The organism is Aeromicrobium sp. Leaf350 (assembly GCF_916858655.1).
Taxonomy (GTDB): Bacteria; Actinomycetota; Actinomycetes; order Propionibacteriales; family Nocardioidaceae; genus Aeromicrobium.
Genome location: NZ_CAKASL010000001.1, coordinates 1,492,498 through 1,504,535, shown reverse-complemented (window position 1 = coordinate 1,504,535; position 12,038 = coordinate 1,492,498). Strand labels below are relative to the sequence as shown.

The 12,038-nt window shown below is 71.4% G+C and carries 12 protein-coding genes; 9 read left to right on the top strand and 3 right to left on the bottom strand.

Features of this window, described 5'->3' with window-relative positions; genetic code table 11:
- Positions 1 to 19: 19 nt before the first annotated feature.
- Positions 20 to 877 carry an NAD(P)-dependent oxidoreductase gene (locus LO931_RS07570; RefSeq protein ID WP_229052671.1) on the bottom strand — a complete coding sequence of 286 codons (858 nt, stop codon included), beginning with the start codon at positions 875 to 877 and terminating at the stop codon, positions 20 to 22.
- Positions 878 to 942: 65 nt separating this feature from the next.
- Here LO931_RS07570 and LO931_RS07565 point away from each other — a divergent pair, with 65 nt between their 5' ends.
- Entirely contained in the window at positions 943 to 1,638 is a 696-nt protein-coding gene (locus LO931_RS07565; protein ID WP_229052670.1) for a nitroreductase, read from the top strand.
- A gap of 57 nt (positions 1,639 to 1,695) precedes the next feature.
- Here the strand turns inward: LO931_RS07565 and LO931_RS07560 are convergent, their stop codons facing one another.
- Positions 1,696 to 2,892: an arginine deiminase gene (locus LO931_RS07560; RefSeq protein WP_229052669.1), complete on the bottom strand. Its 1,197-nt coding sequence runs from the start codon at positions 2,890 to 2,892 to the stop codon at positions 1,696 to 1,698.
- Between the two features lie 67 nt (positions 2,893 to 2,959).
- Between LO931_RS07560 and LO931_RS07555 the strand changes: the two genes are divergently transcribed.
- From LO931_RS07555 to LO931_RS07545, 3 genes are read left to right on the top strand one after another with little or no spacing between them, the layout of a single operon-like run.
- On the top strand, positions 2,960 to 3,670 hold the full coding sequence (locus tag LO931_RS07555) for an HAD family hydrolase (protein WP_370636080.1): 711 nt from the start codon (positions 2,960 to 2,962) through the stop codon (positions 3,668 to 3,670).
- A gap of 34 nt (positions 3,671 to 3,704) precedes the next feature.
- The gene (locus LO931_RS07550; protein WP_229052667.1) at positions 3,705 to 6,188 is read left to right on the top strand and encodes a glycoside hydrolase family 65 protein; all 2,484 of its coding nucleotides are present in this window, start codon (positions 3,705 to 3,707) and stop codon (positions 6,186 to 6,188) included.
- Between the two features lie 60 nt (positions 6,189 to 6,248).
- Positions 6,249 to 6,635 carry a hypothetical protein gene (locus tag LO931_RS07545; protein ID WP_229052666.1) on the top strand — a complete coding sequence of 129 codons (387 nt, stop codon included), beginning with the start codon at positions 6,249 to 6,251 and terminating at the stop codon, positions 6,633 to 6,635.
- Positions 6,636 to 6,656: 21 nt separating this feature from the next.
- Here the strand turns inward: LO931_RS07545 and LO931_RS07540 are convergent, their stop codons facing one another.
- Positions 6,657 to 8,267 (bottom strand): phosphatase PAP2 family protein, encoded by a 1,611-nt coding sequence (locus LO931_RS07540; protein WP_229052665.1) that lies wholly within the window; start codon positions 8,265 to 8,267, stop codon positions 6,657 to 6,659.
- 121 nt (positions 8,268 to 8,388) lie between these two features.
- Between LO931_RS07540 and LO931_RS07535 the strand changes: the two genes are divergently transcribed.
- The 5 genes from LO931_RS07535 to LO931_RS07515 are packed head-to-tail and all read left to right on the top strand — an operon-like array spanning position 8,389 to position 12,013.
- Positions 8,389 to 8,967 (top strand): helix-turn-helix domain-containing protein, encoded by a 579-nt coding sequence (locus LO931_RS07535; RefSeq protein ID WP_229052664.1) that lies wholly within the window; start codon positions 8,389 to 8,391, stop codon positions 8,965 to 8,967.
- Positions 8,964 to 9,497, top strand: a complete 534-nt coding sequence (locus tag LO931_RS07530; RefSeq protein ID WP_229052663.1) for an SRPBCC family protein — start codon at positions 8,964 to 8,966, stop codon at positions 9,495 to 9,497. The genes LO931_RS07535 and LO931_RS07530 overlap by 4 nt, the downstream gene beginning before the upstream one ends.
- Positions 9,494 to 9,901: a DUF6069 family protein gene (locus LO931_RS07525; RefSeq protein ID WP_229052662.1), complete on the top strand. Its 408-nt coding sequence runs from the start codon at positions 9,494 to 9,496 to the stop codon at positions 9,899 to 9,901. Before LO931_RS07530 ends, LO931_RS07525 begins: the two co-directional genes overlap by 4 nt.
- Before the next feature lie 46 nt (positions 9,902 to 9,947).
- Positions 9,948 to 11,231 (top strand): serine--tRNA ligase, encoded by a 1,284-nt coding sequence (serS, locus tag LO931_RS07520; protein WP_229052661.1) that lies wholly within the window; start codon positions 9,948 to 9,950, stop codon positions 11,229 to 11,231.
- Positions 11,228 to 12,013 carry an HAD family hydrolase gene (locus tag LO931_RS07515; protein WP_229052660.1) on the top strand — a complete coding sequence of 262 codons (786 nt, stop codon included), beginning with the start codon at positions 11,228 to 11,230 and terminating at the stop codon, positions 12,011 to 12,013. The genes serS and LO931_RS07515 overlap by 4 nt, the downstream gene beginning before the upstream one ends.
- The last annotated feature ends 25 nt before the right edge of the window (positions 12,014 to 12,038 follow it).

The window sequence follows — 12,038 nt, the reverse complement described above, 5'->3', positions numbered from 1 at the left end:
GGGCCACACATCTGGCCGGCTAGTGGAGGCTGAGGTCGGGGTTGTGCGGGCCCTTGGGCTCGACCCAGAAGTCGAGCGCCAGGTCCTTCTCCTCGCCCCCGTTGAGGTAGACGCTGAAGTCGGTGACGCCGGCTCCCTCCAGCACGTCGTCGTCGATGAAGAAGTTGCCGGTGCACTCCCGGCTGGGACGGGTCAGGATCTCGTAGGCCGCGTCGGCCATGATCGCCGGCGTGCGCGAGCTGGCGCTGAGGCCGGGACCGACGACGTTGCGCACGGCCGCGGTGTCGATCGCGGTGCGCGGCCACAGCGAGTTCGCGGCGACGCCGTCCTCGCGCAGCTCACCGGCCAGGCCCATCGTCACCAGGCTCATGCCGAACTTCGCGATCGTGTAGGCCGTGAACGTCGTGTGCCACTTCGGGTCGAGGCTGATCGGCGGGCTGAGCGTCAGGATGTGCGGGTTCGCCGACTGCTTCAGCCACGGGATCGAGGTCTTGCTGAGCAGGAACGACCCGCGGCAGTTGATGTCGTTCATCAGGTCGTACTTCTTCATCGAGATGTCCTCGGTGCGGGACAGGTCGATCGCGCTCGCGTTGTTCACGACGACGTCGATGCCCCCGAAGGTCTCGGCGGTCTGCGCGACCGCGTCGGCGACGAAGGCGTCGTCGCGCACGTCGCCGACGAGCGGCAGGGCCTTGCCGCCGGCGGCCTCCACGGCCTCGGCGGCGGTGTAGATCGTGCCCGGCAGGTTCGGGTGAGGCTCGGCGGTCTTGGCCAGCAGTGCGACGTTCGCCCCGTCGCGGGCGGCCCGCACGGCGATGGCCTCGCCGATGCCCCGGCTCCCGCCGGACATGATGATGGTGACTCCGGCCAGTGACATGCGTCCTCCAGGTCGATCGTGTGTGGCAGTCTGGTCATCATGACAGTGGTGGTGGCACGATGACCATGGCGGCGCAGAACGAATCATCGACCTCCGAGGACGCGAGCGATGTGACCGTGGTCCAGGCGTTGGCCGAGCGGTGGAGCTGTCGCGGCTTCCTCCCCGAGCCCGTCCCGCGCGCGACGATCGAGGCCGTCCTCGCCGCCGCGCAGCGCACTCCGTCGTGGTGCAACACGCAGCCGTGGCAGCTCGCGATCTTCTCCGGTGACGCGATCGACGACCTGCGCTCGGTGTTCGCGAGCGACCAGCGCATCACCCCCGACATCCCCTTCCCACCCGGGTACGCGGGCGTGCACCAGGAGCGCCGACGCGAGGTCGGCCTGCAGCTGTACGACGCGGTGGGCGTCGCGCGGGGCGACCGCGAGGCCTCGGCCGTGCAGATGCTCCGCAACTTCGACTTCTTCGACGCCCCGCACGTCGCCGTGGTCTCGGCGCCGGCCGACCTGGGTCCGTACGGCTACGTCGACTGCGGCCTCTACGTGCAGTCGTTCCTGCTCGCGGCCCAGGCGCACGGCATCGGCACGATCGCCCAGGCCGCCGTCGCGATGAAGTCCGAGGTGCTGCACGAACGCATCGGCTGGGGCGAGGACCGCCAGGTCGTCTGCGGCATCTCGTTCGGCTGGCCCGATCCCGAGCACCCGGCGAACTCCTTCCGAGCGCACCGCGCCGACGTGAGCGACGCCGTTACCTTCTTCGACTGAGGTGCGACGAAGGAGCCTCGAAGGGGGTTCCTCAAACAGCAGGGGTGGTTGCGAGGTTCACGCCGGGTCGCGGAGCACGGGGCACGACATGCACCGGGGCCCGCCGCGACCCGAGCCGAGCTCGCTGCCGCTGATCGCGACGACCTCGATGCCCTGCTCGGCGAGCCGGGCGTTCGTCTGCTCGTTGCGCTCGTAGGCCACGGCGAGGCGGGGCCCGATCGCGAGGGTGTTGTTGCCGTCGTCCCACTGCTCGCGCTCGGCCGTCACGGGATCGAGGCCCGTGTCGATGCGGCGCAGCTCGTCGATGCCCATCGCGGTCGCCGCCGCGGCGAAGAACGGCTGCCGCGATCCGACGACGAGCTCGCCGTCGCTGAGCGTGAGGCTCACGGCCTCGAGGTCGTCGGCCATGGTCGGGAAGATCACGACCGTGTCGACGTCGACCATCGTCACGATCGTGTCGAGGTGCATCGTGGCGCGCTCCTGGGCGATCGGCACCGCCAGCACCGTGTGCGCCAGGCCCTCGCCCAGCACCTGCCGCGCGAAGCGCTCGGCCCCGGCCGGGGTCGTGCGCTCGCCCACGCCGATCGCGACCACGCCGGGCGCCAGCAGGAGCACGTCACCGCCCTCGACGTGCTCCAGGTGCGGACCGTGCACGAGCGGTGCGCCGGCGAAGCGCGGGTGATGCGCGTAGACGAGGCCGGTCAGCTGGGTCTCCCGCACACGGGCGGGCATCGCCAGGCTCGTGACCGCGACCCGGTCGGGCAGCCACACCGAGGAGTCGCGCGTGAAGAGCAGGTTCGGCAGCGGGTCGATCACGAAGTCGTCGTGGCGGAGCAGGCTCGTCACGAGCGTCCGCACCGGAACCTCGTCGTTGCGGAGACCCGCCGTCAGGACCGCCGCGAGGTCGGTCGGGTGCAGGTCGGTGAGCCAGCCGGTCAGGTAGGTCTGCAACGCGTCGCCGAGGTGCAGCGCGTCGGTCGTCGAGGCGATCACCTGCTCGCGGGCCGCCGCGGACTCGAGCGTCTGCTGCAGCAGCTCGACCAGGTACAGCACCTCGACGTCCTGCGAGCGGAGCGCGGCGGCGAAGGCGTCGTGCTCCTCCTGCGCGCGCCCGAGCCACGGGATCCCGTCGAACAGGAGCGCGTCGTTGTTGCGCGGCGTGAGCCGGGCGATCTCCGCCCCCGGACGGTGCAGCATCACCGTCCGCAGTCGTCCGACCTCGCTGTCGACCCCGAACCGTTGACGCTCCGTCATGGCTCCGAGCGTAGGGGGCGGACACCGGTTCACGCTCATGACACACGACCGGCCTAGGCTCGTCGTCGTGGACTGGAGCAAGTACGACGCGGCACTGTTCGACCTCGACGGCGTGATCACGCCGACCGCCGAGGTGCACATGCGTGCCTGGGCCCAGATGTTCAACGACTACCTGCGGTCGAAGGGCGTCGACGAGCCGTACACCGACGCCGACTACCACCGCTACGTCGACGGCAAGCCGCGCTACGACGGGGTGCGGTCGTTCCTCGAGTCGCGGGGCATCACCCTTCCCGAGGGCACCCACGACGACCCGTCCGACGCCGAGACGGTCGGCGGCCTCGGCAATCGCAAGAACGACGTGTTCTCCCAGGTCCTGGAGGACGAGGGCGTGGAGGCGTACCCGGGCTCGGTGGCGCTCGTCGCCGCGCTGAAGGAGAAGGGCGTCCGGCGCGCGATCGTGTCGAGCTCGCGCAACGCGCCCGCCGTGCTGGAGGCCGCGGGCATGACCCAGGAGTTCGAGCTCATCGTCCACGGCGGCGTGGCGGCCGAGGCGGGTCTGGCGGGCAAGCCCGCCCCCGACACCTACGAGTACGCCGCCGACCAGCTCGGCGTCCCCCACGGCCGGGCCGTCGTGCTGGAGGACGCGCTCTCGGGGGTCGAGGCCGGTGCCGCCGGTGACTTCGGTCTCGTCGTGGGCGTGAACCGTGGCGCCGGAGCCGAGGCGCTGCGCGATCATGGAGCCGACGTGGTGGTCGACGACCTCGAGGAGCTGCTGTGAGCGCGCGTCACCCCCAGCGAGCGAAGGACCACGCATGACCCCGTCGCACGAGGCACCCCCGGTGCACGAGTACCTCGACCGCACCCGCTTCCCCGTCGACGAGTGGCGCCTCGTCGAGCAGCGCTACGACGCGGGTGACCTCGGGGTCACCGAGACCCTCTTCGCGGTCGGCAACGGCTACCTCGGCCTGCGCGGCAACGTCGAGGAGGGCCGCGACTCGCACGCCCACGGCACGTTCCTGAACGGCTTCCACGAGACGTGGCCCATCCGCCACGCCGAGGAGGCGTTCGGCTTCGCGCGCGTGGGCCAGACGATCGTCAACGCACCCGACGCCAAGGTCATCCGCCTCTACGTCGACGACGAGCCGCTGCTGCTGCCCATCGCCGACATCTCGGAGTACGAGCGGTCGATCGACTTCCGCGAGGGCGTCCTGCGTCGCGAGGTCGTGTGGCGCACGCCGGCGGGCAAGCGGGTGCGCATCCGCTCGAGCCGCATGGTCTCCTTCGAGCAGCGCCACCTCGCCGTCATGACCTTCGAGGTCACGATGCTCGACGCCAGCGCCCCGGTCGCGATCAGCTCGCAGATCCTCAACCGCCAGGACGGCGAGGACGAGTACCACGTGCGCGCCAAGGCGATGGGCGAGGGCGTCGACCCGCGCAAGTCCGAGAACCTCGACCGTCGCGTGCTCGATCCGCAGCACAGCCGCGGCAGCCTCGAGGACGGTCGCGTCGAGCTCGGCTACCGCACGCACGACAGCGGCATGACCCTCGCGGTCGCGGCCGACCACCGGCTCGAGACGGCCAACCCCAGCACGACGCAGGTGCGGGTCGAGGACGACCTCGCCAAGATGACGTTCCGCGTCGACGCGCAGCCCGGCGAGCCCATCACCCTCACCAAGGTCGTGGCGTACCACACCTCCCGCGGCGTCCCGGTGCGCGAGCTGATCGACCGCTGCCGGCGCACGCTCGACCGCGTCCGCGCGGAGGGCATCGAGCAGCAGCAGGCCGAACAGCGCGCGTGGCTCGCCGACTTCTGGGCCCGCTCCGACGTCGAGGTGCCCGGTCAGCCGGAGGTCCAGCAGGCCGTGCGGTGGAACCTGTTCCAGGTGCTGCAGGCCTCGGCCCGCGCCGAGGGCAACGGCATCCCCGCGAAGGGCGTCACGGGCTCGGGCTACAGCGGCCACTACTTCTGGGACACCGAGATCTACGCCCTGCCGTTCCTGACGTACACGACCCCGCAGATCGCCCGCTCGGCGCTGCGCTTCCGCTACACGCTGCTCGACTCCGCACGCCGGCGCGCCCACGAGCTGGCCCAGCAGGGCGCGCTCTACGCCTGGCGCACGATCAACGGCGAGGAGGCCTCGGCCTACTACGCCGCCGGCACCGCGCAGTACCACATCGACGCCGACATCTCGTACGCCATCGACAAGTACGTGCGGGCCACGGGCGACACCGACTTCCTGGCGCGCGAGGCGATCGACATCCTCGTCGAGACGGCACGCATGTTCGTCGACCTGGGCTTCTGGCGCTCGGAGGAGGACGGCTCCTTCCACATCCACGGCGTCACGGGACCCGACGAGTACACGACGGTCGTCAACGACAACCTGTTCACCAACGTGATGGCGCGGTTCAACCTGGCCCGGGCCGCCGCCTCGGTGCGCGAGCTCGAGGAGCGCGACGCCGCCGAGCACGAGCAGGTCGTCCGCCGTCTCGGTCTGACCGAGGACGAGGTCGCCTCGTGGGAGCAGGCGGCCACGGACATGTCGATCCCGTTCGACGACCACCTTGGCATCCACCCGCAGGACTTCCACTTCCTCGACCGCGAGGTGTGGGACCTCGACAACACGCCGCTCGACAAGCGGCCCCTGCTGCTCAACTACCACCCGCTGGTGATCTACCGCTTCCAGGTGCTCAAGCAGGCCGACGTCGTGCTGGCGCTGTTCCTGCAGGGCGACCAGTTCACCGCCGAGCAGAAGCGGGCCGACTTCGAGTACTACGACCCGATCACGACGGGCGACTCCACGCTCTCGGCGGTCGTGCAGTCGATCATCGCGGCCGAGGTCGGGTACGCCGACCTGGCGTTCCGCTACTTCCTGTCGGCGCTGTACGTCGACCTGGCCGACCGGCACGCCAACACCGCCGACGGTGTGCACGTCGCCTCGACGGGCGGCGTTTGGAGTGCCCTGGCCTGCGGCTTCGGCGGCTTCCGTGACCACGGCGGCGAGTTCACGATCGACCCGCGCCTGCCGGAGGAGTGGCACGAGCTGACCTACCGCATCACGCTCCACGGCACCCGCGTGCGCGTCACGGTGCGCACCGAGGAGGTCGAGCTCGTGGTCGAGGACGGCGACGCGGCCGAGCTGTCGGTGCGGGGCGAGAAGGTCGGCGTGAAGAGCGGCAGCCCCGTCACGATCGCGCTCGACGGGCAGGGTCCGCGGCTCGCAGGTCAGCCCGTGCCGGTCCCCGGTCGCCAGCGGGGCGACGGCTCGGTCATCACCGCGACGGTGCCCGGGACCTAGGTCCCTGGGATTTCAGCCGAAAGGCCGGACAGCGGCGTCGGGATCGGCGACAATCGTGGCATGTTCACGGTGTCCTGGCGTCTGGCCGACGGGGCGACCGGCGACGTCGAGGTGCGCGGCCGCGACCGCTTCAGCTTCGGACGTCACGGCTGCACCGTCGATCTCGACGTGCCCGGACTCAGTCGTGAGGCGCTCGTCATCCGCGACACCGCTCCCGGTCCCGTCGTCTTCCGGGGCCAGCGCGACAACGGGGCCTTCGTGGCGCTCGTGACGCTGCTGGGCCAGCGGCGATGGATCGAGCAGGGCACGGCGGCGAACCTGACCGCCGACGTCAACCGGGTCGAGCTGCACCTCGGTGGCGAGGTCGTGTTCCTGGCCGACGTCAGCTTCGGCATCCGGCCGCGCACGTTCGAGCGCCTGCTGCCCGAGCCCGCACCCACGGCCTGACCGGGCGCGGGGCGTCGCGCGTCAGCTGGCCGAGACGGGCACGACCGGCACCCGCACGAGCACGACGCCCGGACGGATCTCGGCAGTGATCTCGGTGCCCTCGCCGACCGGGTCGCCGTCCAGCTGCATCGGGGTGCTCGAGCCGGCCAGGATGTGCACCGTGCGACCCGTGAACCGGGCGAAGCGGTCGGTGTTGCGCTTGCGCCGCGTGATGACCTTCCAGGCGATGCCGAGCCAGCCGAGGAAGCGTCGTGGTGCCAGCACCACGACGTCGAGCTCGCCGTCGTCGACGAGCGCCTCCGGCAGCAGCGGGATACCGGCCTGCAGGAAGCCGACGTTGCCGATCACGACGGTGCGGGCCCGCATCTTGACGGGCTCGGCGTCGTCGACCGTGATCGTGACCTTCATGCCCGGGAAGCGCAGCGCCTTGACGCCCGAGACGAAGTACGCGAGGTAGCCGACACGCTTCTTCAGGTCGTCGTCGACGCCGGTCATGATCATCGCGTCCATGCCCAGACCGGCCATGACCAGGAACGAGGTGTCGACGCCGGAGTCGGTGCGGTAGCGGGCCAGGTCGATCGCCTTGTCCTGGCCGCCGAAGGCGACGTCCAGCGCGTCACGCCAGTTCAGCGGGATGCCGAGGTTGCGGGCCAGCAGGTTGCCGGTGCCGTGCGGGATGACGCCGATCGCGACCCCCGTGCGGGCCGCCTCCTCGCACACCGCCCGGACGGTGCCGTCGCCGCCGGCCGCGATGATGAGGTCGACGCCGGCGGCGAGCGCCTGGAGCGACTGCCCGTAACCGGGGTCCTCGACCGTCGTCTCGAACCACAGGGGCTCGCTCCAGCCGTGGGTCGTCGCCGCGACGCGGACGCGGGTCTTGAACTCCTCGACGTCGCCGACCTTGGACGGGTTGAGCACGACGGCGGCCTGGCGAGCACCCGTGCCCGTGAACATGGCGAGCTCGGACGGCAGTCGGGTCGCGTCGGTGGCGATGAGGAGCCAGAGGGCGAGGGTCGCGCCGGCGCCGAAGGCGAGGCCCGCCACGACGTCGGTCGGGTAGTGGACGCCGAGGAAGACGCGGCTGGCAGCGACGGCCACGGCCAGCAGCGACCAGACCGTGATGAGGAGACGCCGCTTCAGGCCGCGGCCGGTCGTGATGATGGTGAGCAGCACGGCGATCACGAGCAGCAGGCCGGCGCCCGCCGCGTGGCCGGACGGGAAGGACCAGCCGCTGATCTCGTGCAGGGTGCCGTTCCAGCGCGGGCGGGGGCGGTCGACGATCGACTTGATCGCGGGGTTGCCGAGGAGCACGACCAGACCACTCGTCGCGAGCCACGTCGCGATGCGCCACTCCCGCCGCCAGACGGCCCAGGCGACGACCGCCAGGACGACCGCGACGACCGGGATCGTGGCGAAGGCCTCGGCCAGCGCCTCGCAGGCGCGCAGCAGCCAGGTGTGGTCGGACGTCGTGGCGACGGCGTCGTCGGACAGCGACCGGTCGAAGCTGCCGAAGGGGTCCCACCCGGAGACGACCTCGACGGTCAGCAGGACCAGGAGCAGGGCCAGGCAGCCCAGCACGGCGGTGAACACGCCCCGCCGGCTCGGCTCGGCTCGTCGCAGGTCGACCGACACGTGTTCCTCCCTGGTCACGCCCCGTGCGCGCCCGGGCCAGCGTAACGAACCGTGGCGTGGTCGACCTTTCGGCGGAAGTGCGCTCTTGACAAGAAAATCTGTCAAGGGTTAGCGTGCCGGGGTGGACGACCTGATGCTGCTGACCGAGACCGCGACGGTCGAGATCGCCCTGGACCCGGTCCGGGCCGCGATCCTCGACGCGCTGACCGAGCCCGGCTCGGCGACCACCGTCGCGGCGGCCATCGGCTCCACCCGCCAGAAGGTCAACTACCACCTGAAGGCGCTCGAGGCGCACGGCCTGGTCGTGCCGGCCGAGACCCGCGCCTGGGGCGGCATCACCGAGCGCTTCGTCCGTCGCGCGGCGCGCCATCTCGTGGTATCGCCCGACGTGCTCCAGGGCGCCGGCATCGATCCGGAGCAGATCTCCGACCGGCTCTCCGCCGACTACCTCGTCGCGGTCAACGCGCGCACCGTCGCCGAGCTCGGCGACGTGCTGCGCTCCGCCGGCGAGCAGCGCGTGCCGACCCTCACCGTCGACACGGTCGTCGGATTCAGGTCGGCGCACGACCGCAGTGCCTTCGCCGCCGAGCTGCAGGCCGCCGTCGCCACGGTGGTGGCCCGCTACCACCACGACGACGGGCGGCCCCACCGCCTGACCGTCACGTCCTACCCACGACCGTCCACGAAGGAGTCAGCATGAGCCAGCCCGATCAGCCCGACCGCGTCGCCCACCGGATGGAGCGCCGCTACCCGGTCCCCGTCACGCCCGAGCAGGCGTGGGAGGCGATCGCCACGGCCCAGGGGATCTCGGCCTGGATGCTGCCGACCCGGCTCGACCCGCGCGTCGGGGGCGACGTGACCTTCGACGTGGGTGACTTCGTCTCCACCGGCGTCGTCACCGAGTACAGCCCGCACGAGCGGTTCGCCTACGAGGAGCCGTGGCCCGTCGCCGAGCGCGACGAGGACGTGCCGGCCGGCATGCTGGCGTGGTTCGACTCGATCGGCGTGACCCTCGACGAGGTGCGCACGGGTCTGGAGTCGGTGACCCCGATCGCCACGGAGTTCCTCATCGAGGCGGAGTCCGGCGGGAGCTGCGTGGTGCGCGTCGTGACGAGTGCCTACGGCAGCGGTGCCGACTGGGAGAACGAGTTCTTCGACCAGATGATCGAGAGCCTGGTGCCGATCCTCGACCAGCTGCCGGCCCATCTCGGCGCGGGGGTCCGGTCGTGACCGGCCCGGCACCGACCTTCCGAGGTCTGGCTCCCACGGGCCTCCTGGCGGGCGTCGTCGCGGCGATCGGGACGACGGCCGTGGCCGCGACCGCGTCGGCGGCGGACGTCAGCCTCGAGGTCGACGGCGCCGCCATCCCCCTGGCGGCCTTCGCGCTCTGGACGATCGTCGGCGCCGTGCTGGGCATCGTGCTCGCACGCGTCCTCGGCGACGCGCGCCGGTTCGTCCTGGTGACGGCCTCGATCACCGCGGTGTCCCTCGTGCCGGCGATCGCGCTGCCCGACGACACCGCGACGCGACTGGTCCTCGTCGGCACGCACGTGCTCGCGGCCCTGGTCGTCATCCCCGCCCTCGCCCGCAGGCTCGCTGCCTCGGGCGGCGACGTGCTGGGCCCTGAGGTGTGACTCCACCACCGGCGGCGGCTGTCCGCCCGGCCGATACGCTGGCGGGGTGATCGATCCCCGCCTCCTCCGTGACGATCCGGACCTGGTCCGCTCCTCGCTGCGTCGCCGCGGCGAGTCGCCCGACGCCGTCGACGCGCTGGTCGCCGCCGACGCCGCCCGCCGCTCGTCGATCGCCTCGTTCGAGGCCCTGCGTGCCGAGCAGAAGCAGATCGGCCGTCAGGTCGCGAAGGCGTCCGGCGACGAGAAGACCGCCTTGCTGGAGCGCACCAAGGCCCTCAGTGCCGAGGTCAAGGCCGCCGATGCGAGCCAGAGCGCCGCGGGCCAGGAGTTCGACGGCCTGCTGCGCGCGCTGCCGAACCTCGTCGCGCCCGAGGCGCCCGAGGGCGGCGAGGAGGACTTCACGGTGCTCCACACCGTCGGCACTCCGCGCGACTTCGCCGCCGAGGGCTTCGAGCCGCGCGACCACCTCGAGCTCGGCACGATGCTGGGCGCGATCGACATGGAGCGTGGCGCGAAGGTCTCCGGCTCGCGCTTCTACTACCTGACGGGCGTGGGCGCACAGCTCGAGCTGGCGCTCGTCCAGCTCGCGATGAGCACGGCCGCCACGTGGGGCTTCACCCCGATGATCCCGCCGGCCCTGGTGCGCTCGCGCGCGATGGAGGGCACGGGCTTCCTGGGTCAGGCGGCCGACGACGTCTACCACCTCGAGGACGACGACCTGTACCTCGTGGGCACGTCGGAGGTGCCGCTCGCGGCCTACCACTCCGACGAGATCCTCGACGCGGCGTCGCTGCCGCGCCGGTACGCCGCCTTCAGCCCGTGCTATCGCCGTGAGGCGGGTTCGCACGGCAAGGACACCCGCGGGATCTTCCGGGTGCACTGGTTCGACAAGGTCGAGATGTTCACCTACACGACGCTCGAGGAGTCCTACGCCGAGCACGAGCGGCTGCTGGGCTGGGAGCGTGAGTGGCTGGACGCGCTGGAGCTGCCGTACCGCGTCATCGACGTGGCCACGGGCGACCTCGGGTCGTCAGCCATCCGCAAGTTCGACTGCGAGGCGTGGATCCCGACGCAGGAGCGCTACCGCGAGGTCAGCTCGACGTCGAACTGCACCGAGTACCAGTCGCGTCGCCTCGACATCCGCGTGCGCGGGCTCGACGGCGACTCCGGCACGGTCCCGGCGGCCACCCTCAACGGCACGCTGTGCGCCATGACGCGCACGATCGTCGCGCTGTTCGAGAACGGGCAGCAGGCCGACGGCTCGGTCGTGCTGCCGAAGGCCCTGCACCCGTACCTCGGTCCGGTGCTCAAGCCCCTGGCTTCCGCATGAGTGACTGGAAGCCCCGGCTCGTCGCGCTGGACGTCGACGGCACGCTGGTCAACGGTCGCAACGAGATGTCCGACGCCGTGCGCGAGGCGGTGCGCGCCACGCGCGCGGCCGGCATGGAGGTCGTCATCTCGACCGGCCGGTCGGTGCCCGGCGTCATGGACACCGCCGACAAGCTCGGTTTCGACCACGGCTACGCGATCGGCAGCAACGGCTCGCTCGTCTTCACGTACCGTCCGCTCGAGATGCTGCGCGCCGTCACGTTCGACGCCTCCGAGGCGGTCCGCTCGATCCTGCAGCGCATGCCCGACGTGCTCGTGGCGGTCGAGGAGGTCGGCGTGGGCTACCGCGTGAACCGCGCCTTCCCGGCGGACGAGCTGGGCGGCACGATCACGGTCCAGGAGGTCGACGAGCTCATCGGTGAGCCGGTCACCCGCGTCATCGTGCGGTCGCCCGAGCACAGCACGGAGGAGTTCCGTGAGGTCGTCGCCGACCTCGGGCTCACCGACACCAACTACTACATCGGCTACACCGCGTGGCTCGACATCGCGCCGGTCGGCACCTCGAAGGCGTCGGGCCTGGACTTCCTGACCCAGCACCTCGGTATCGAGCAGGCCGACGTGCTGGCCGTCGGTGACGGCAACAACGACGTCGAGATGCTGGCCTGGGCCGGGCTCGGCGTCGCGATGGGCCAGGCGCTTCCCGAGGTCGTCGCAGCCGCGGACGAGGTCACGGGGACGATCGTCGACGACGGTGTCGTCGACGTCCTCCGCCGCTACCTCTGACCCGCAGCTCAACCCCCGGCGGTGA